The sequence below is a fragment of the Brevibacillus choshinensis genome (assembly GCF_001420695.1).
Lineage (GTDB): Bacteria > Bacillota > Bacilli > Brevibacillales > Brevibacillaceae > Brevibacillus > Brevibacillus choshinensis.
Genome location: NZ_LJJB01000013.1, coordinates 715,174 through 735,849 on the forward strand (window position 1 = coordinate 715,174; position 20,676 = coordinate 735,849).

The window sequence follows — 20,676 nt, forward strand, 5'->3', positions numbered from 1 at the left end:
ATGGCACAAACCGTGATTAAAGACATGGATGATCGCATGAACAAAGCGATCGCCAATCTGAAAAGAGACCTGTCCACCTTGCGTGCAGGGCGTGCAAACCCTGCTATGCTGGATCGTGTGATGGTTGATTATTATGGCTCACCAACGCCGATTAGCCAATTGGCAAACGTGAGCGTCCCAGAGCCGCGCATGCTGATCATTCAGCCATGGGACAAAACGGCGCTGAAAGAAATTGACCGTGCCCTGCAGCAATCCGACCTCGGTATCTCTCCGAGCAATGATGGTGTTGTCATTCGTATGGTCATTCCACCACTGACGGAAGAACGCCGTAAGGACTTGGTGAAATTGGCAGGAAAAAGCGGGGAAGAAACGAAAGTTGCGATTCGCAATATCCGCCGCGATGCAAATGATGAAATCAAAAAGCTCGAGAAAGCTGCAACGATTTCTGAAGATGATTCTCGCCGTCATCAGGAAACAGTTCAAAAAACGACGGATAAATTTATTGCAGAAGTCGACAAAATCGTTAAGGATAAAGAGAAAGACATCTTGGAAGTGTAATTCAAGGGAATCCCCCTCACATTGAGGGGGATGTACGTCTATATCTCTCATTACGGGGGAACACTTTATGTTAGAACATCTAGCGCGCAAATGGACCCGAAAAGAAAAACAAACCGTACAGGAAGAAGTGGATCTCTCGGGCAAAATCCCAGAGCACGTGGCAGTCATCATGGACGGGAACGGAAGATGGGCCAGTATGCGCAGTTTACCCCGGGTCGCCGGGCATCGAGCAGGTATGAAAACGGTGAAGAATGTCGTGAAGGCCGCTGATGAAATTGGTGTGCGCTATATTACGATGTACGCTTTTTCCACCGAAAACTGGAAGCGACCACGGGACGAAGTGGATTTTCTCATGAAGCTTCCGCAGGAATTTTTGTCGACAGAATTGGATGAATTAATTGAACGAGATGTACGAATTCGCATGCTGGGTAGCAAGGACGAATTGCCTTCTCACACCTTAAAAGCGCTGCTGGAAGCGGAAGAGCAAACAAGGGACAACCGTGGATTACAACTCAATTTTGCGTTAAACTACGGGGGTCGCGATGAGATTGTCAAAGCGTTTTCAATCATTGCGGAGCAAGTAAAAGCGGGGAAACTCGACCCGAAAGATTTGGATGAAGAAGTCATTTCCCGTTACCTGTATACAAGCGAAATTCCCGACCCAGACCTCTTGATTCGCACTAGTGGAGAGATTCGTTTGAGCAACTTTATGCTTTGGCAATTGGCCTACACGGAAATGTGGTTTACGGATGTGCTTTGGCCTGATTTTACCCGTGAACACTTTTATCAAGCGATTGTGGAGTACCAAGGCCGAGCTCGTCGCTACGGGGCGGTATAGCCGAGAGGTGGAATCTGTTGAAGCAACGAATAGTTACTGGTTTGATTGGTGGAGCAGTCTTTCTGTTTTTGATTTACGCAGGAGGAGCTTGGTATTCACTTTTGGTTCTATTATTGGCTCTTGTTGGCCACTTTGAATTTATGAGGATGGCACGCCTTCAGCCATTCAATGTAGCAGGTATTCTGGGATACGTTTTGATGGTGAGCATCCTTTGGCCATCACTTACTTTTTCCACATGGTTACCCATCAGTACGCCGGATCTGATGATAGCGATACTCTTGCTTTTATTGATTTACTCCGTGCTGCGGAAAAATCAGTTTCATATCGAACACATCGCCCTTACGTTGGTGGGGGCGTTATACATAGGCTTCGGTTTTACTTACATGGCTGCTACCCGCAATCTACCGGACGGATTGATGTTAACGGTGCTGGTCATTCTAGCGATCTGGTCGACCGACTCGGGGGCTTATTTTGTCGGTAAAGCGATTGGCAAGAATAAACTGTGGCCAGAGATTAGCCCAAACAAGACGATCGAGGGGTCGTTGGGAGGTCTCGTTGCTGCAGTCGTTGTGGTACTAGCGGTAAATGCATGGCTAGGAAATTTGAGTATCGTACATGCCCTCATGATTGCTGTTGTCGCAGGAATCGTGGGGCAATTGGGAGATTTGGTTGAATCCGGACTGAAGCGTCATTTTGGGGTAAAAGATTCTGGACAGCTTATACCTGGACACGGGGGAGTGCTCGATCGGTTTGACAGTTTCCTACTTGTCTTTCCGGTTTTGCATCTACTAGGTATCGTCTGAGACCTGGCGCATAAAGAAATATAGAGGGTGAAATCATTGAAACAAATAGCACTCTTGGGTTCCACAGGTTCAGTCGGAACGAGTACCCTGAATGTGGTCGAACAGAATCCAGAGGAGTTTTCGGTTGTCGCGATGGCGGCAGGAACCAATGTGGACTTGCTGACAGAACAAGTCAAGAAGTTCAGGCCACAGCTTGTCTCCGTCGGAAATGAACAGGCTGCCACTGCCCTGCAGAATCAACTCGGGGGACAGGTAAAACCTCAGATCGTATACGGGTCTGAGGGATTGGAACTGGTAGCTCGCCATGAAGCTGCTAACTTCGTCATGACCGCAATTGTAGGCAGTGTGGGCGTCGCTCCCACATTGGCTGCCATTGAAGCGGGAAAAACGATTGGCTTGGCTAACAAAGAAACACTCGTTAGCGCTGGACCAGTTGTGATGAAGGCTGCGAGGGAAAAAGGGGTGGAGATCATCCCCGTCGACAGTGAGCACTCTGCTGTTTTTCAGTGTTTGCAAGGCGAGCGCAGTGCAGATGTAGCCCGTATCATTTTGACCGCCTCTGGAGGGTCTTTTCGTCATTTACAGAGGGAAGACTTAGAACAAGTGACTGTTGCCCAAGCCTTGGCTCATCCGAACTGGAGCATGGGAGCGAAAATCACCATCGATTCGGCTACGATGATGAACAAAGGATTCGAGGTGATCGAAGCCCACTGGCTATTTGATATACCTTATGAACAGATCGACTGTGTGCTGCATTATGAAAGTATCATTCACTCTATGGTAGAATACAGGGACAGGGCGGTCATGGCGCAACTGGGGACACCGGATATGAGAGTTCCGATTCAGTATGCGCTTAGCTATCCGGGGAGGATGAATCTGGCTACGGAAGAACTCGATTTGGTGAAGCTGGGCACTCTTCACTTTGCAGCCATGGATTTTGAACGCTATCCTCTGTTACAATTGGCATATGAGTGCGGAAAAGCTGGCGGTACACACACAGCTGTTCTGAACGCAGCCAATGAAGTGGCCGTCGACCTGTTTTTAAAAGGTGCCATCCGTTTTCTAGAAATTGAAACCATCGTCAGAAAGACATGCGAAGCTCACCAAGGAGTAAACGACCCGACACTTGAGGAGATTTTTGCAGCCGATCAGTGGGCTCGTACTCAAGCTAGGGAATTGTATACGGTAGGGCTTTAGATACTGAATGAAAGGTGGCTGTTCACTTGCCTTTTCCCAATATGGATTCCGTTGAATCAATTCTCGCGATTGTAGTCGTTTTTGGGGTACTCGTATTCGTGCATGAACTGGGACATTTCCTGCTGGCCAAAAAGGCGGGAATACTTTGCCGCGAGTTTGCACTTGGCATGGGGCCCAAAATTTTTCGCGTGAAGCGGGGAGAGACGGAATACACGCTTCGCCTGTTGCCTATCGGAGGATTAGTTCGCATGGCGGGCGAAGACCCTGAAATGGATATGTTAAAACCCCACATGGAAGTCAGTGTGGAGCGAGATGCAGTGGGGAAGGTAACTCATATCCTTCTGGATGGGCCAAGTGCTGGCTCGGCTCGAGCTATTTCGGGAACGGTTGTAGACTTTGATCTGGAACAAGCGCTGAATTTGACGCTTGAAATCGATGGCGAACAACGAACGTTCTCCTTGCATCCTCAGGCTCAATTGGTGAAAGATGGACAAGAGGTTCAGATCGCACCACTCAACAGGCAGTTCAAAGGGAAGACGGTATCGCAACGATTTTGGGCGATTTTTGCCGGTCCTGCAGCCAACTTTATTTTGGCGTTTCTGCTGTTTGTCGCGATTGGGCTGATTTACGGGGTACCCAAAGACATTCCTTACCTCGGCGAAGTGAGAGCAGGAGGACCTGCTGCACAAGCTGGGTTGCATCAAGGGGATAAAGTCATCGCCATTCAAGGCAAGCCTGTAGCTTCATGGAAAGAGATCGTAGAGATTGTGAGCCAATCACCGGGTAAGGAGCTAACCTTCGATTACGAGCGTAACGGACAGCGTCATACCGTCCCGGTCAAGGTAGCAAAAGACGAAAACAACGTCGGGAAAATCATGGTCTCCAACTCGTTGACATACGCGCCAGGTGAAGTCTTGAAGTACGGTGCGTCGTCGACCTATGAATTTACCATGATGATCCTGAAAAGCCTAGGAATGCTCTTCACCGGCTCTGTAGGGCTTAATGATCTAAGTGGACCGGTTGGAATCTTTAAGATGACCGGTGAGTTCGCTCAACAAGGCTTGGCGATTCTGATGAAGTGGGCTGCCGTACTGAGCATCAACTTAGGGTTGTTCAATCTGTTGCCGCTTCCGGCGCTGGATGGTGGGCGTCTAGCATTTCTGGCAGTCGAAGCTTTGCGAGGTCGTCCTATCGATCCGCACAAGGAAGGCATGGTTCACTTCCTCGGATTTGCGTTCTTGATGCTTTTGATTCTTGTAGTAACTTGGAATGACCTGCAACGGTTTTTCTTCCAATAACGTACTCACATACTAGAAAGAATACAGACAAAATGAAGGATGGTGCAAAATGTACAAGCGCGAGGAGACGAAACCGGTATTTGTCGGAGGCGTACAAATTGGGGGCCAAAAAAGCGTAGTCATTCAGTCTATGACAACTGCAGACACGCGTGATGTTGAAAAAACATTGGCCGAGATTGGGCGATTGCACGAAGTAGGATGTCAGATTGTTCGACTGGCTGTCATTAACGAAGATGCTGCACGTGCGATTAAACAGATCAAGGAACGGTCCCCATTACCGCTCGTCGCTGACATTCACTTCGATCACAAGCTCGCTTTGATTGCTCTGGAAAGCGGAATCGATAAAATTCGGATCAATCCGGGTAATATCGGATCCAAGGAGAAAACGCAAAGAGTCGTCGAGGCTTGCAGAGAACGTAATGTACCGATCCGTATTGGAGTAAACTCCGGTTCCGTTGAAAAGCGGTTACTCGAAAAATATGGTTATCCATCTCCAGAAGCTATCGTAGAAAGTGCAATGGACCACGTGCAGATCCTCGAAGACTTGAACTACGACAACATTGTCATCTCTTTGAAGTCTTCAGATGTTCCAACGATGATCCAAACGTACTCGCTTATGGCGCAAAAACGTAACTATCCGCTGCACGTCGGGGTTACGGAAGCGGGGACTCAATTCTCTGGCAGCATCAAGTCTGCTGTAGGGATTGGTACCGTTTTGTCCATGGGGATTGGTGATACCATCCGTGTTTCGCTTACAGCAGATCCGGTTGAAGAGATCAAGGTAGCCAAGCAAATTTTGCGCAGTCTCGATATCGTCAATAACGATCCAGTTGTCATTGCATGCCCTTCCTGCGGACGTTGTGCAATTGATCTGATTGGTTTGGCGACGAAAGTTGAGGACGCTATTTCTACCTTGAAAGTTCCTTTGAAAGTAGCCGTTATGGGTTGTGCGGTAAATGGACCTGGAGAAGCGCGTGAGGCCGATGTAGGCGTTGCGGGTGGTAACGGAGAAGGTTTGATTTTCCGCAATGGCGAAATTGTTCGGAAAGTCAAGGAAACCGAACTGTTTGAAGAATTGATGAAGGAAATTGACGAAATGGTCGGTGAGCAAAAACCTACACATGTAGGGTAAGCGATCTGATTGGTGAGCGTTAGGAATGGCTAAGCACAGACGCTCATGAATTCTGAAACGAATGAAGCTTTCTGCTAAACCGCGGTCTCTCATCAATGAGCAGGCCGCGTTAAAGGTTTTCTATAAGGCATAAGGAGGACACGCACGTGTTGAAGCAAAGCCAAATGTTGATTCCTACCCTGCGGGAAGTACCTGCTGACGCGGAGATTGCCAGCCACAAGTTGCTGCTACGCGCCGGTATGGCACGTCAGTTGGCATCCGGTATTTATACCTACCTGCCACTGGCGCTCCGCTCGCTCCATAAAATCCAAGCCATCGTGCGTGAAGAAATGAACAACGCTGGCGGTCAGGAACTGTTGATGCCTGCGATGCAGCCTGCTGAGCTGTGGCACCAAACTGGCCGTTGGGATGTATACGGCCCTGAGCTGGTCCGTCTGCGCGACCGCCATGATCGTTCCTTTGCCTTGGGACCGACCCACGAAGAGGTCATCACCAGCCTGGTTCGTGATGAAATCAATTCTTACAAAAAGCTGCCAATCAACCTGTACCAAATCCAAACCAAGTTTCGTGATGAAGTACGCCCACGCTTCGGACTGATTCGTTGCCGTGAATTCATCATGAAAGATGCGTATTCGTTTGACACGACCCAAGAAGGTCTGGATCGCAATTTCCAAGCGATGTACGATGCCTACACAAACATCTTTACCCGCGTCGGATTGAATTTCCGTGCTGTTGAAGCGGACGCAGGGGCAATCGGTGGAAAAGGAACTTATGAGTTTATGGCGCTGTGTGATATCGGTGAAGACACCATCGCTTACTCCGAAGAAGGTGATTTTGCTGCCAATCTGGAGAAGGCAGAAGTCGTGTACAAGCCTGCCGCAAAACCAGAGACAGAAGCACCAGCAGCAGAAAAATTGCATACGCCTGGTGTGAAAACGATCGAGCAATTGACAAATGCGCTCCATATTGAAGCCAAGCAGATTGTGAAAAGCTTGATCTACCGTGTAGATGACAAGCTTGTAATGGTTCTGGTTCGTGGTGATCACGAGTTGAACGAAATCAAGTTGAAAAACTTGTATGACGCAACCAGCGTAGGGCTGGCGACTGAGGCTGATATTGTATCTGTCACAGGAGCACCTGCAGGATTTGTTGGGCCAGTTGGCATCGACAGTGAGAAAGTGGAAATCATCGCGGATAATAATGTTCAGGATGTTTATGATGGCGTCGTAGGAGCCAACGAAACGGACTACCACCTTCAACACGTTGCTGCAGGACGGGATTTTACAGTTTCTCGTTATGCTGATTTGCGTAATATTACCGAAGAAGATACTTGCCCTCGTACAGGCGGTGCAATTAAATTTGCACGTGGTGTAGAAGTAGGTCATGTATTCAAACTCGGAACGAAATATTCGAAAGCGATTGGCGCGACCTTCCTCGATGAGAATGGAAGAAGCCAACCGATGATCATGGGCTGCTACGGTATCGGGGTATCCCGTACGATCGCGGCAGTCATCGAGCAAAATAACGATGAGAATGGAATCATTTGGCCAGTCGCTGTCGCACCTTTCCACGTGCACGTGATTCCGGTCAATGTTAAAGTAGAAGAACAACGTCAGACCAGTGAGCAGATCACAGAAGCATTGCGTAAATCAGGCGTCGAAGTGCTATTTGATGACCGCCCTGAGCGTGCTGGTGTGAAGTTCAAGGATGCTGACTTGATCGGCTTGCCTCTGCGCATCACCGTGTCCGACAAGGCTGCGGAAGAAGGAACCGTTGAAGTTCGCGTACGTAAAACCGGTGAGACCGTTCATGTCAAACTGGACGATATCACCACTGAAGTGAAAGCTCTGCTTGCTCGTGTGGATCACACTGGAGCAGAACTGTTCGGTCAGTAATTTACAGCAGGAATAAAGTAGGTTTTTGTCGAAATTTACGGGGTACTCCCCTGAGGAAATGGGAGTACCTCTTTTTCTTGTTTTGGGGAAGGTGGGATATCCGTGGACCGTACACAAGAGCAAAAGCATCGTTTCTCCCTGCTGGTCAAGCAAATGGATCTGCCAGCAGAATGGGTGGAGCGTTTTTTTCTGGATGGACAGATTGATAAACTCGAGCTGTACAAGCAAAATCGGGAATGGGTGTTTCGCTTTACGCTGCCCAACATGCTGCCAGCCGACGTATTCCATGCGTTTACGCAACGGTTGTCACAGACGTTTTCGCATTTGGCAAAAGTAGATGCGAGTTTTCGTTATGGGCAAAAACCACCATTATCACAGATCGTAGATGAATATTGGGATGTCCTGCTTGGCAGAGTAGAGCCTGCCCTCAATTCGCTGGCGGTTACGATGAAAACAGCGAGGAAGCAGGTAGATCAGCAAGAGATCAAAGTTTACTTGCCGACCGAAATGACGGTAGAAGTCGCGAAGAAAAAGAAAGCCGACAGCGAGCTGCTAGCGACTTTTCAAAAAGTGACGGACACGTCGCCGAGGTTCACTTTCCATGCCGAGGAGAGTGATGAAGCTTACAAGGCTTTTGTTGAGCAACGAAACGAAGAGGAACGAGCCCTGGTAGAAGTCGTAATGACGGCTGCTGCGGCTGAAAGCAAGTCTTCTGACAAGACCGAAGCCATCACCACCTTAATGATGGGCTATGAGATCAAGGATGCGCCCATTCCGATCTGCGAGATTCAGGATGAAGAGCGTCGTATTGTTATCCAAGGTACCGTGTTCAATGTCGAGGTCAAGGAGCTGCGCAGTGGTCGACACTTGCTTACGTTTAACGTGTCGGACTATACAGACTCACTCACGGTCAAAATGTTTTCTCGCGACAAGGAAGACGTCAAGATGCTGGAAGCCCTCAAGGATGGCATGTGGGTGAAGGTAAGAGGTAGCGTACAGCATGATACCTTTATTCGAGATCTTGTGATGAATGCCAATGATCTCAATCAGATTGAGCAAGTCGTGCGTCGAGATACGGCTGACGAGAAGCGAGTGGAACTGCACTGTCATACACCGATGAGTGCATTGGATGCGGTCGCCTCCGTTAAATCACTGGTATCGACAGCGGCGAAATGGGGTCATCCGGCGATCGCTATAACGGACCATGGAGTCGTACAGTCATTCCCAGAGGCATATTCTGTTGCGAAGAAAAACAACATCAAGTGTATTCTAGGGATGGAAGCGTACGTAATCGAAGACGGGATTGATATCATCTACAATCTCACCTCTGAAAACAACGTCGCCATCGATGAACATACTGAATATGTGGTGTTTGATACGGAGACGACAGGTCTAAATGCCGCAGAACATACGATTATCGAGATCGCTGCTGTAAAGATGAAAGGCTCTGAGATCATCGATCAATGGACGGAATTGATCGACCCACAATTGGAAATTGGACCGAAAACGACTGAGATCACAGGAATTACGAATGAAATGCTGCGTGGTCAAGAGACACTCGACGTTGTTCTTCGCAAATTTAAGGAATTTACGGGAGATGGCATTCTAGTCGCCCATAATGCTGAATTCGATAAAGCGTTTATCAATGCATGTGCGAAACGAGTTGGCATGGAACCTTGGAACAACGCATTTTTGGACACGTTGCCTTTGGCTCGCATGATGTATAAAGGAATGCGGAACTATCGCTTGGGCAGTTTGGCCAAAAAATTTAACGTAGAGTTGATCAATGCTCACCGTGCGTTGGATGATACCGTTGCACTGGCCCATGTGTTCCAGCAAATGCTCAAAGATATCAAGGAAGCAGAAATCAAAACGCTCGCAGAGTTAAACGAGCGAAGTAACGCGGAAGCGGATTATAAGAGCGGACGTCCATTCCACGCGACCATTCTCGTGAAAAACAAGGAAGGGCTCAAAAACCTGTACAAGCTGGTGAGTCGCTCCCATGTTGAAACTTTCTTCAGATGGCCTCGGATTCAACGCAGCCAGTTGACGAAGTACAGAGAAGGTCTGCTCGTAGGAACGGCATGTAAAGATGGAGAGCTGATGCAGGCGATCTTACGCGGGAAATCTCCTGAGGAGCTAAAGGAAGTTGCTGCTTTCTATGACTACTTGGAGCTTCAGCCCGTCGCACAATATTCACCTCTCTTGCGCAATGAAGAAATACCGAGCCTGGAGACGATGAAGGGCTACCACCGTATGATTGTGGAAATGGGCAAAGAGCTGGATAAGCCCGTCGTTGCGACAGGGGACGTACACTTCCTCAATCCGCAGGATGAGATCTTCCGCGATGTCTTTTTGTTATCCAAAGGGGATCCAACAGCGGGTAACCAGCCTCCACTTTACTTGCACACGACGGATGAAATGCTGGAGGCATTCTCTTTCCTGGGAGAAGAAACCGCACGCGAGATTGTCGTGACGAATACGAATGCCATAGCTGACATGATCGAGGATGTCAGCCCAATTCCGGATAAGCTGTACACGCCTATCATCGAGGGTGCAGATGACGAGCTGCGCCAGATGTGCTACGACAAAGCCAGATTACTTTATGGCGACCCACTGCCAGAACTGGTAGAGCACCGTTTGGAAAAGGAATTGACCAGTATTATCAAGCACGGCTTCGGCGTGATTTATTTGATTTCCCAACGTCTGGTGACAAAGTCACTGACAGATGGCTATCTCGTAGGTTCACGGGGATCGGTAGGTTCCTCTTTCGTCGCTACGATGTCGGATATTACCGAGGTTAATCCATTACCGCCGCATTACCGTTGTCCGAGCTGCAAGCACAGTGAATTCATTACGGATGGTTCGATCGCGTCCGGATTTGACCTGCCGGATAAAGAATGTTCGTCTTGTGGCACGAGCTATGCGAAGGATGGACAGGACATTCCGTTCGAAACGTTCCTAGGCTTCAAAGGGGACAAGGTACCGGATATTGACTTGAACTTCTCAGGGGACTATCAGCCACGTGCGCATAAATACACCCAGGAGTTGTTCGGATCGGACTATGTTTATCGAGCGGGCACGATCGGTACCGTAGCGGAAAAAACAGCTTACGGTTACGTCCGCAAATACGCCGATGAACGAAAAATGACTCTGCGCAATGCGGAAGTATCGCGCATTGTAAATGGCTGCACGGGCGTAAAACGGACGACAGGACAGCACCCGGGCGGGATTATCGTTGTTCCGGACTACATGGAAATTGAAGATTTTTGTCCGATTCAGTTCCCAGCGGATGATAACGAGTCAGAATGGCGCACCACTCATTTTGACTTCCACTCGATTCATGATAACTTGTTAAAACTTGATATTCTGGGACACGACGATCCCACGGTGATACGGATGCTGCAAGACTTGACGGGCATGGATCCGAAAACCATTCCGCTGGATGACAAGAAGACCATGTCGATTTTCAGTACGACGGAAGCATTAGGAGTGACTCCTGAGCAAATCGGTACGAATATGGGAACATTGGGAATCCCCGAATTTGGTACCAAATTCGTACGTCAAATGCTTGAAGATACTAAGCCGACCACGTTTGCCGAGCTGGTTCAGATTTCCGGTTTGTCTCACGGAACGGACGTTTGGTTGAATAACGCTCAAGATTTGATTCGCAATGGTACGTGTAAGCTGCCTGACGTTATTGGTTGTCGTGATGACATCATGGTTTACTTGATTTACAAAGGCCTGGAACCTTCACGTGCATTTAAGATCATGGAGTCGGTGCGGAAAGGGAAGGGCGTGCCAGAGGAAGATCAGGTAGAGATGCGGAACAACAACGTTCCTGAATGGTATATCCAGTCATGTCAACGAATTAAGTACATGTTCCCGAAAGCGCATGCCACCGCATACGTGATGATGGCCGTACGCATTGCCTACTTCAAGGTGCATCGCCCGCTGGAGTTTTACGCGACGTACTTTACCGTTCGCGCAGATGATTTCGACATTCCTCTAATGGTAAAAGGCTCGGCGGCTATTCGACAAAAAATTGATGAGATCGAAGGGAAAGGCCATGACGCGCAGCCAAAAGAAAAATCGTTGCTAACCGTACTGGAGATGGCCTTGGAAATGGTGGAGCGTGGTTATCGTTTTGCCAATGTCGATCTGTATGCATCCGATGCCTCCCGCTTTTTGATCGACGGGGATTCCTTGATCGCGCCATTTAATGCGCTGCCTGGATTAGGGACGAATGCTGCGATCAGCATCGTAGAAGCGAGAAAGCAAGGAGAGTTCCTATCCAAGGAAGACTTGCTCTCTCGTTCGCGAATCTCCAAGACCATTTTGGAGTATCTGGAGGAGCAGGGCGCCCTGAAAGGATTGCCAGAATCAAACCAGCTGTCCTTGTTCTAATGAGGCGTCAAGAGACTGTCGCTCATCCAAAGGTTGTCAGCGGAGGGCGCTTATGCTATAATTTTTTTGGAAATACTGGTTTTATACGCATGACAGATCGAGAGTGGGGAAACCCACTCTTTCTTTCTGGCTACACCTCAGGGTTCATACGAGAAGGAGGTACTTGCTTGAGCAAGGTAACGGACATCGTCTCCGAACTGGCCACGCCCATTGTTGACGAATTGGGTCTGGAACTAGTTGAAATTGAGTACAAAAAGGAAGGCAGCAACTGGTTTCTGCGCGTCTTTATCGACAATGAAACTGGCAACATCGACATCGATGACTGCGCCCTTGTCAGCGAGAAGCTGAGCCAAATATTAGATGAAGTGGATCCGATCCCAACTGCATACTTCTTGGAAGTATCCTCGCCGGGCGCTGAGCGTCCGCTGAGAAAAGATAAAGACTTTGAGAAGGCTGTCGGACGGCATGTTCACATCACAACAAAAGAGCCAATAGAAGGAGCGAGCCTATTCGAAGGCGAACTGATATCCTTTGAGGATGGCAAGCTGACAGTTAAGGAACCAAAAAAGACGTACGTGATCCCACAAGAACAAATTGACACGGCCCGCATGGCAATCGTCTTTTAATAGTCAAGGCCGGTGGTAAGTAAAGGAGGAGGCAACGAAAGTCATGAACGGCGATTTTATCGAGGCTCTAGAAGCCATTGAGAGAGAGAAAGGCATCACCAAAGACGTACTGATTGAAGCCATCGAAGCGGCTCTTATCTCTGGATACAAACGTAACTTCAACTCGGCCCAAAATGTGCGAGTAGATGTAAATCGTCATTCGGGTACCGTGCGTGTATACGCGCGTAAAAGCGTAGTAGAGGAAGTATTGGATCCACGCCTTGAGATTTCCCTAGAGGCATCACAGGAAATTGATCCAAATTTCCGTCTGGATGATATTGTTGAAATTGAGGTAACACCACGTGATTTTGGGCGGATTGCAGCGCAAACAGCGAAGCAAGTCGTTACTCAGCGCATTCGCGAAGCGGAGCGTGGATTGATCTACAGCGAATTCATCGAGCGTGAGGACGACATCGTTACGGGTGTTGTACAGCGCATGGATGCTCGCAATTACTACATCGATCTGGGCAAAGCAGAGGCAGTTATGCCGATCACAGAAAAAATGCCTTCCGAAGACTTCAAATCACAAGATCGCGTAAAGGCATATATCATCAAGGTAGAAAAAACAACGAAGGGTCCACAAATTGTGGTATCTCGTACCCACCCAGGCCTTTTGAAGAGACTCTTTGAATTAGAAGTTCCAGAGATTTACGATGGCGTTGTGGAAATCAAGTCCGTCGCTCGTGAAGCCGGAGACCGTTCCAAAATCGCTGTTCATTCGATTAACGCAGACGTAGATCCAGTCGGTGCATGTGTCGGTCCTAAGGGCATGCGTGTACAGACGATTGTCACCGAGCTGAAAGGTGAGAAGATTGACATCGTTCGTTGGTCTGAAGACCCCGCTGAGTATGTCGCAAATGCACTCAGCCCTGCAAAGGTTCTCCACGTTGAAGTGAATGCGGCAGAGAAAGTGACGCGCGTTATCGTGCCAGATTACCAATTGTCTCTGGCGATTGGTAAGCGCGGTCAAAATGCACGTCTTGCTGCCAAACTCACCGGATGGAAAATTGATATTAAGAGTGAGTCCCAGGCTGATCAAGAAGGCATCGCTTATCCAAAAGCAGTAGAGAGCGATGAAGGGGCTGACAACGAATAATCATGAAGCAAAAAAAAATACCTTTACGTAAATGCATCGTTTGCCAAGGAATGTTCCCGAAAAAGGAATTAATTCGTGTGGTCCGGACGCCTGAAGAAGAGATCGTCATTGATCTGACCGGAAAGGCGGCTGGCCGTGGAACTTATGTTTGCCGGCAGGATAGCTGTCTGAAGCCGGATGCGTTCGCGTCGGGAAAATGGAAGAAAGTGCTGGAACGCGCCCTGAATATGTCCATCACCCAAGAGAAATACGATGCATTTCGTGAAAAATGGCTGGAGATGATGGGACAATGATCCCAAAAGCTGCGCAATTGCTCGGACTCGCAATGCGAGCAAGAAAAGTAATTACCGGTGAGGAGCTCGTCCTTGCAGCTGTACGCAGTGGTCAGGCCCGCCTGGTGTTGCTAGCAGCGGATGCATCTGACAACACTGCCAAAAAAGTAAGAGATAAATGTTCCTATTACGGTGTTTCGTGTGTTACCACTGGGGACCGACACGAACTGGGGCACGCAATCGGAAAAGATGGGCGCGTTACCGTGGCGGTAACCGATGGGAAATTGGCCGAAAGCATTCAGCGTCTGCTCACCTAACTAACGAAAGGGTGAAGTCCATTTGAAGACACGTGTGTATGAATATGCCAAACAACACAACATGAGCAGTAAGGAAATCCTCAATTTGCTAAAGCGATTGAATATAGAAGTAGCAAATCATATGAGTATCATGGAAGAAGGGTCGATCAAAAAGATCGAGGATCACATGGCAAAGCTGCGTGCGAGCTCCAAGCCGGAGCAGCGCTCAACGCCACCAAGTGATGCAAGACCGAAGCAAACAGACGATCAACGACGCCCCAACGAATCCAGAGGACAATCCCGTCCCCAGTCGCAACCAGGGCAAGGTCAACCTTCACAGCAACAGAGGACTGACCGCCCGGCCGACCGTGATCGTGGAGGAAACAACCCGAACAGCAATCGTCCAACGGGTACCAGCCAAAATGGCAACCGTCCCGATCAGCAAAGTCCTCAACATGGAAAAAATCAGGGGAAGAATCAGGAGAGAAGACCAAACAATATGAGAAGTCAACCCGCAAAACCGACTGACCGCAAGCCACAGCCGCAAAACCAACAACAGAGACCATCAAGACCACAAAATCAACAACAACGTCCGCAAAATCAAGCTGCTCCTGCTGCCAGTACTACTGCAGAGCCACGTACGGGAGAGGATTTTGAAGACAAAGTAAAACTCCCTACAAATGTTAGCACTGAGAAACGCGAAAAAATTAAAAAGGCGCCTCAAACCCAGAAAACATTTGAAGACAACAAGAAAAACACGCCTTTCCGTGGCGGCAACAACCGCAACCAAAATAACCGCAGAGGCAATAACCATCGCGCGACGCAAAAACAACCGCGACCAGTTATTGAGCCACCTACAAAAATCACATTCACCGATTCTTTGACTGTGAACGAGCTGGCGGTAAAACTGCGTAAGGAACCGGCGGAAATCATCAAAAAGTTGTTTAATTTGGGGATCATGGCCACTATTAACCAATATCTGGAGAAAGAGGCCATCGAGCTCATCTGCGCGGAGTACAACGTAGAAGTCGAAGAAAAAATCATCATCGATGAGACTAATTTCGAAACACTGGAAGAAGTGGATGCACCAGAAAGCTTGATGGAGCGCCCACCAGTTGTTACGATCATGGGTCACGTTGACCACGGTAAAACGACCTTGCTAGACGCGATCCGCTCTACCAACGTGGTAGCAGGCGAAGCGGGCGGAATTACCCAGCATATCGGTGCTTACCAGGTCGAAATTAAAGGAAAGAAAATTACGTTCCTGGACACCCCTGGTCACGCAGCGTTTACAACCATGCGTGCACGCGGTGCGCAAATTACCGACATTACGATTCTGGTTGTAGCAGCTGATGACGGTGTGATGCCACAAACAATTGAGGCAATCAGCCACGCAAAGGCAGCCAATGTTCCAATCATCGTAGCGGTGAACAAAGTGGATAAGCCAGATGCGAATATTGATCGCATCAAGCAAGAACTGACTGAGTATGAGCTCGTTGCAGAAGAGTGGGGCGGTGAAACGATTTTCTCCCCATTGTCCGCAAAACAACGTACGGGTATCGAGGAGCTGTTGGAGTACATCCTGCTTGTATCCGAAGTACAAGAGCTCAAAGCCAATCCTGACAAACGTGCCCGCGGTACTGTTGTGGAAGCTGAGTTGGACAAAGGACGCGGTCCAGTTGCGACCATCCTCGTACAACAAGGTACACTGCGCGTAGGCGATCCGATCGTTGTGGGCTCCGCATTCGGCCGTGTCCGTGCAATGGTAAATGACAAAGGTCGTCGTCTGAAAGAAGCGGGTCCATCTACTCCTGTAGAAATTACAGGTTTGAATGATGTTCCACAAGCGGGTGACCAGTTCCGCGTCTTTGAAGACGAGAAAAAAGCTCGTGCCATCGGGGAAGCTCGTGCATCGAAACAGCGTGAATCCGAGCGTCGCGATAGTGCTCGCGTGTCGTTGGACGATCTCTTCCAGCAAATTCAAGAAGGCGATATTAAAGAACTGAACCTGATTGTAAAAGCAGACGTTCAAGGTTCTGTAGAAGCTTTGCGTGGTGCTTTGGAAAAAATCGATGTAAACGGTACTCGCGTGAAAATCATTCACACAGGCGCTGGTGCGATTACCGAGTCCGACGTGACTCTGGCAAACGCATCCAACGGGATTATCATCGGTTTCAACGTTCGTCCTGAGCCAAACGCGCGCAACATGGCTGAACAAGAGAAGATCGACATCCGTTTGCACCGTGTTATCTACACCGTAATCGAAGAGATCGAGCAAGCTCTGAAAGGTATGCTGGATCCTGTTTATAAAGAAAACATTATCGGTCAAGCAGAAATTCGTGAAGTGTTCAAAGTATCCAAAGTGGGTAACATTGCTGGTTGCTACGTAACGGAAGGTAAGCTGAGCCGCGATGCGGGAGCTCGTCTGATTCGTGAAGGCATTGTGATTTACGAAGGTAAGCTAGATACCCTGAAACGCTTCAAGGACGATGCGAAAGATGTTGCTGCTGGTTATGAGTGTGGTTTGACACTCGAACGCTTCCAAGATCTGAAGGTGGGAGACGTTGTAGAAGCCTTCGTAATGGTGGAAGTGAAACAATAATGTTCGCTGGTGTGCAGATTGAACTGTTTCTGCCCGCTTGTCAAAACTTGAAAGAGAAAAGGGCCATCGTCAAGAGTCTGATTGGAAAGTTGCGGAGCCGCTTCAATGTCTCCGCAGCAGAGATGGCTTATCCCGAGCAGTGGCAGCGTACCATTTTGGGTATCGCTGCCGTTGCTAATGAGATGTCCTTTTTGCAAAAGGAAATACAGGCTGTTATACGATTGGTGGAAAACCACCCCGACGTGGAGTTGATTCATGCGGATACGGAATACTACGATTAGTGCAGCCAGCGGAGGTGAAAAACATGAACAAGACACGGATGAGCCGAGTAGGGGAAGAGATCAAAAAAGAACTGAGCATTCTTTTGCAACGTGGACTCAAGGACCCGCGCATCGGTTTTGTGACCGTAACAGATGTAGAAGTGAGCAGTGACCTACAGTTGGCAAAAGTATATGTCAGCATCTTCGGCAGTGAGGAAGAGCGCAAAGCATCATTGGCAGGCTTGCAAAAAGCAAAAGGCTACTTGCGTACAGAAATCGGCAAGCGGGTAAAGCTGCGCCACATTCCAGATTTCACTTTCAAACTGGATGAGTCGATCAACTACGGCAGTAAAATAGAATCAATCCTGCGGGAAATCTCCACTGAAGAGGGAAAACAGGATGAATCCAAATCATAATCGTGTGGAGGAAGCGGCGCAATTCATGCATGCGCATGACCGCTTCCTGGTTCTTTCTCATGTCAATCCAGACGGGGATGCGACTGGCTCGGCTCTGGGTGTAGTCATGATTCTAGAGCAATTAGGAAAAGAGTACGTCGTCGTAAATGAAGGAGAAACTCCGGTGAAATTCAACTTTTTACCGCGTTTTGACCAACTGCGAAATCTCTCGAAGCAACCGCTGGACGAAACATTCGAGGCCGTAATCGCTGTAGACTGTGCTGATGAGTCTCGGATGGGCGATGTACGGTCTCTATTTGGTTCAGGAGTTGCTTTGCTGAATATTGACCATCATCCAACAAATGACGGCTTTGGCACCATCAACCTCATTCGGACAGATGCTGCTGCAACCGCAGAAATTTTGTACGATGTGGCATTGGCGGCTGGAGTGACCTTTAACGAAGAGCTGGCACTATGCATCTATACAGGCTTGTTGACAGACACCGGAGGATTCCGATACTCTAACACGTCGCCGTATGTGATGGAAATCGCTTCACAGCTGTTGCGTTACGGTGTCAAACCAGGAGAAGTAGCAGAACGCTGCCTCGAAGAAATTACCTTTGCCCATGTCAAGATTTTGCGCCTCGCGTTGCAATCCTTGGAGCTATCCCACCAAAACCTCGTGGCGTCCATTACTGTTCGTCAAGAGGACTTTGTCCAATCGGGGGCAGAACGTGAAGATGCGGGTGGATTGGTGAACTACTGCCGAAACATCGAGGGCGTAGAAGTCGGAGTTTCTTTCGTAGAGTCCGAAGCAGGGGCAGTTAAGGTGAGTATGCGGGCACGTGATCGGGTAGATGTATCTGCCATCGCCAAGAAACTGGGCGGCGGCGGGCATGCAAAAGCAGCAGGGTGCACCATTCGGGGATCTCTCCAGCAGGCAAAAGAAACAGTAAGGCTTGTCTTGGAAGAAGCACTAGGAGTGAACAGCAATGAGTAACGTAAACGGTGTACTGGTAGTGGACAAACCGGCTGGCATGACCTCTCATGATTGCGTGGCGCGTATCCGTCGCCTCTACGGCACTAAAAAAGTAGGGCATACCGGGACTCTTGATCCTGATGTAACGGGAGTTCTACCGATTTGCCTCGGACAAGCTACACGGCTCGTTGAGTATTTGCAGGAACTGCCCAAACGTTACGATGTGGTCATGCGTATCGGTTCCTCTACGACAACCGAGGATGCCTCAGGTGAAGTCACCCGGCAGATGGCAGTAGATACAGCCTCGATTACCAAAGAACGCGTAGAAGAGTTATTCTGTTCCTTCCTGGGAGAGATTGATCAAGTACCGCCCATGTACTCTGCGGTCAAAGTAAATGGCGTACGACTTTACGATCTGGCTAGGGAAGGGACGGTCATTGAACGGCAAGCCCGCAAAGTGACGATCTATGAGCTGACTCTTCATGAGATCCAGGTGGGTGACGGTGTGGTGGATGTATCGTTTACGTGTACATGCTCCAAAGGCACTTACATGCGCACCTTATGTGTTGACCTTGGGCGCGTACTGGGGTATCCTGCCCATATGAAGCTGTTGCGGCGTATCAAAAGCGGTCCGTTCGTACAAGAGGAAGCGATCCCTCTTCAATTGTTGGAAGATGCGGCTGCTGATCGGGAAGAGCTTTCCCGAAAATTGGTCTCGATCCCGCAAGCGATGTCGTTCTTGCCCGCTATTCAAGTAAAACCGGAGCGCGTCAGAGCGGTGCGTAATGGATTAGTTACTGCACTGCCAGGAGTAAGTGCCGAGGAAGGAAGCTTGATCTGCCTGTTTGATGGGGACGAATTGCTCGGGATTCACCGCGTGTGCCGTGGGGACAAAGGCCTCTACGCCAAAGCAGAAAAAGTCTTTCCTTCCGAGGTGTAACCGTGAAAACGATCTCCCTGACATACCCACTTTCTACTGATTTGCAAACGCAGCCTTGCGCAATCGCATTAGGATATTTCGATGGTGTACATATCGGTCATCGGCGAGTCATTCAAAAAGCAATTGATACCGCAAAGGCGAACGGTTGGCAAAGTACGGTCCTGACTTTTGATCCTCACCCGCGTGAGGTTTTGGGGCAAAGCGGCTATACTCGATACCTGACACCACTCGCTGATAAACTGGAACAATTCGAGAAAATGGGTGTGGATAACACCTACGTAATGAATTTCGATATCGGTTTTGCTGCCGTATATCCGGAAGATTTCATTTCCGAATGCCTCTTGCCACTGGATTGTCGCCACGTGGTAGTCGGTTTTGACTATACGTTTGGACATCGCGGTATGGGGACGGCTCAGACGCTACAGGAAATGAGCGAAGGGCGTTATGGTCTGGATATCGTCGGACCTGTAAATCGCCTGGGAGAAAAGGTGAGCAGTACCATCATCCGGGAATACTTGCATGATGGTGATGTGGATCAGGTCCGTCATTTGCTTGGGCGTCCATACAAAGTTCGGGGGACTGTTGTTCACGGTGATAAACGTGGTCGTACGATTGGTTTTCCTACCGCAAACGTGAAAGTGGCTTCACCTTATTTGATCGGGAAAAACGGTGTGTATGGCGTACGATTTACCGTTGATCAAAAAAGCTACTACGGTGTGATGAACGTAGGAATTAAACCGACCTTTGAGCTTGAAAAGAAAGAAAAATCGCTGGAAGTACACATTTTTGAGTTCTCGGGCGAGATTTACGACAAGGATGTAGAGGTTGAATTTTTGTTCTATATCCGCGAAGAGCAAAAATTTGCAGGTGTCGACGCACTGATCGCTCAAATTCAACGTGACGTGGAAACAGCCAAGCAAAAAATTCGCGAGTAAATCTTGTATTGGAATCTCTTTGCTTTTCGTAAAATGGTATGCTATAATTCAAAACGTTGTACAGATAACCGTAGCTTGGCCGACCGAGGCTCACCGACGGCGGACTCG

The 20,676-nt window shown here is 48.8% G+C and carries 18 protein-coding genes; all 18 read left to right on the forward strand.

What is annotated here, in order from left to right; all coding sequences use genetic code 11:
- The 18 genes from frr (at window position 1) to AN963_RS23780 (ending at window position 20,568) form a co-directional block, all read left to right on the forward strand.
- Window positions 1-558: a ribosome recycling factor gene (gene frr / locus AN963_RS23695; protein ID WP_055747006.1), complete on the forward strand. Its 558-nt coding sequence runs from the start codon at window positions 1-3 to the stop codon at window positions 556-558.
- 67 nt (window positions 559-625) lie between these two features.
- Window positions 626-1,396, forward strand: a complete 771-nt coding sequence (locus AN963_RS23700; protein ID WP_055747007.1) for an isoprenyl transferase — start codon at window positions 626-628, stop codon at window positions 1,394-1,396.
- Between the two features lie 17 nt (window positions 1,397-1,413).
- Window positions 1,414-2,199, forward strand: a complete 786-nt coding sequence (locus AN963_RS23705; protein ID WP_055747008.1) for a phosphatidate cytidylyltransferase — start codon at window positions 1,414-1,416, stop codon at window positions 2,197-2,199.
- Between the two features lie 36 nt (window positions 2,200-2,235).
- On the forward strand, window positions 2,236-3,396 hold the full coding sequence (locus AN963_RS23710) for a 1-deoxy-D-xylulose-5-phosphate reductoisomerase (protein WP_055747009.1): 1,161 nt from the start codon (window positions 2,236-2,238) through the stop codon (window positions 3,394-3,396).
- A gap of 26 nt (window positions 3,397-3,422) precedes the next feature.
- Window positions 3,423-4,694 (forward strand): RIP metalloprotease RseP, encoded by a 1,272-nt coding sequence (rseP, locus tag AN963_RS23715; protein ID WP_083497044.1) that lies wholly within the window; start codon window positions 3,423-3,425, stop codon window positions 4,692-4,694.
- Between the two features lie 49 nt (window positions 4,695-4,743).
- Window positions 4,744-5,826, forward strand: coding sequence for a flavodoxin-dependent (E)-4-hydroxy-3-methylbut-2-enyl-diphosphate synthase (gene ispG / locus AN963_RS23720; protein ID WP_055747010.1), 1,083 nt, complete (start codon window positions 4,744-4,746; stop codon window positions 5,824-5,826).
- A gap of 149 nt (window positions 5,827-5,975) precedes the next feature.
- Window positions 5,976-7,721 (forward strand): proline--tRNA ligase, encoded by a 1,746-nt coding sequence (locus AN963_RS23725; protein ID WP_169791951.1) that lies wholly within the window; start codon window positions 5,976-5,978, stop codon window positions 7,719-7,721.
- Between the two features lie 102 nt (window positions 7,722-7,823).
- Complete coding sequence (locus AN963_RS23730) at window positions 7,824-12,128, forward strand: PolC-type DNA polymerase III (protein ID WP_055747012.1); 4,305 nt, start codon at window positions 7,824-7,826, stop codon at window positions 12,126-12,128.
- 167 nt (window positions 12,129-12,295) lie between these two features.
- Window positions 12,296-12,754 carry a ribosome maturation factor RimP gene (gene rimP / locus AN963_RS23735; RefSeq protein ID WP_055747013.1) on the forward strand — a complete coding sequence of 153 codons (459 nt, stop codon included), beginning with the start codon at window positions 12,296-12,298 and terminating at the stop codon, window positions 12,752-12,754.
- Window positions 12,755-12,797: 43 nt separating this feature from the next.
- The gene (gene nusA / locus AN963_RS23740) at window positions 12,798-13,889 is read left to right on the forward strand and encodes a transcription termination factor NusA (protein ID WP_055747014.1); all 1,092 of its coding nucleotides are present in this window, start codon (window positions 12,798-12,800) and stop codon (window positions 13,887-13,889) included.
- A 2-nt stretch (window positions 13,890-13,891) separates the two neighbouring features.
- Window positions 13,892-14,182, forward strand: a complete 291-nt coding sequence (rnpM, locus tag AN963_RS23745) for an RNase P modulator RnpM (protein WP_055747015.1) — start codon at window positions 13,892-13,894, stop codon at window positions 14,180-14,182.
- Window positions 14,179-14,478 (forward strand): YlxQ family RNA-binding protein, encoded by a 300-nt coding sequence (locus AN963_RS23750; RefSeq protein WP_055747016.1) that lies wholly within the window; start codon window positions 14,179-14,181, stop codon window positions 14,476-14,478. The genes rnpM and AN963_RS23750 overlap by 4 nt, the downstream gene beginning before the upstream one ends.
- 22 nt (window positions 14,479-14,500) lie before the next feature.
- Complete coding sequence (infB, locus tag AN963_RS23755; RefSeq protein WP_055747017.1) at window positions 14,501-17,059, forward strand: translation initiation factor IF-2; 2,559 nt, start codon at window positions 14,501-14,503, stop codon at window positions 17,057-17,059.
- Window positions 17,059-17,340 (forward strand): DUF503 domain-containing protein, encoded by a 282-nt coding sequence (locus tag AN963_RS23760; protein WP_055747018.1) that lies wholly within the window; start codon window positions 17,059-17,061, stop codon window positions 17,338-17,340. The genes infB and AN963_RS23760 overlap by 1 nt, the downstream gene beginning before the upstream one ends.
- Before the next feature lie 23 nt (window positions 17,341-17,363).
- A complete protein-coding gene (gene rbfA / locus AN963_RS23765; RefSeq protein ID WP_055747019.1) occupies window positions 17,364-17,735 on the forward strand; it encodes a 30S ribosome-binding factor RbfA in 372 nt (123 codons plus the stop codon).
- Entirely contained in the window at window positions 17,719-18,714 is a 996-nt protein-coding gene (locus AN963_RS23770; RefSeq protein WP_055747020.1) for a DHH family phosphoesterase, read from the forward strand. The genes rbfA and AN963_RS23770 overlap by 17 nt, the downstream gene beginning before the upstream one ends.
- Window positions 18,707-19,633, forward strand: coding sequence for a tRNA pseudouridine(55) synthase TruB (gene truB, locus AN963_RS23775; protein WP_055747021.1), 927 nt, complete (start codon window positions 18,707-18,709; stop codon window positions 19,631-19,633). Before AN963_RS23770 ends, truB begins: the two co-directional genes overlap by 8 nt.
- Before the next feature lie 2 nt (window positions 19,634-19,635).
- Window positions 19,636-20,568 carry a bifunctional riboflavin kinase/FAD synthetase gene (locus AN963_RS23780; protein ID WP_055747022.1) on the forward strand — a complete coding sequence of 311 codons (933 nt, stop codon included), beginning with the start codon at window positions 19,636-19,638 and terminating at the stop codon, window positions 20,566-20,568.
- Window positions 20,569-20,676 lie beyond the last annotated feature (108 nt).

Bases quoted from the DNA above. Each gene is read 5' to 3' on its own strand.
- frr (WP_055747006.1), top strand. From the start codon at position 1: ATGGCACAAACCGTGATTAAAGACATGGATGATCGCATGAACAAAGCG.
- AN963_RS23770 (WP_055747020.1), top strand. From the start codon at position 17,719: ATGAATCCAAATCATAATCGTGTGGAGGAAGCGGCGCAATTCATGCAT.
- AN963_RS23700 (WP_055747007.1), top strand. From the start codon at position 626: ATGTTAGAACATCTAGCGCGCAAATGGACCCGAAAAGAAAAACAAACC.
- ispG (WP_055747010.1), top strand. From the start codon at position 4,744: ATGTACAAGCGCGAGGAGACGAAACCGGTATTTGTCGGAGGCGTACAA.
- rbfA (WP_055747019.1), top strand. From the start codon at position 17,364: ATGAACAAGACACGGATGAGCCGAGTAGGGGAAGAGATCAAAAAAGAA.
- rnpM (WP_055747015.1), top strand. From the start codon at position 13,892: ATGAAGCAAAAAAAAATACCTTTACGTAAATGCATCGTTTGCCAAGGA.
- AN963_RS23750 (WP_055747016.1), top strand. From the start codon at position 14,179: ATGATCCCAAAAGCTGCGCAATTGCTCGGACTCGCAATGCGAGCAAGA.
- truB (WP_055747021.1), top strand. From the start codon at position 18,707: ATGAGTAACGTAAACGGTGTACTGGTAGTGGACAAACCGGCTGGCATG.
- AN963_RS23760 (WP_055747018.1), top strand. From the start codon at position 17,059: ATGTTCGCTGGTGTGCAGATTGAACTGTTTCTGCCCGCTTGTCAAAAC.
- nusA (WP_055747014.1), top strand. From the start codon at position 12,798: ATGAACGGCGATTTTATCGAGGCTCTAGAAGCCATTGAGAGAGAGAAA.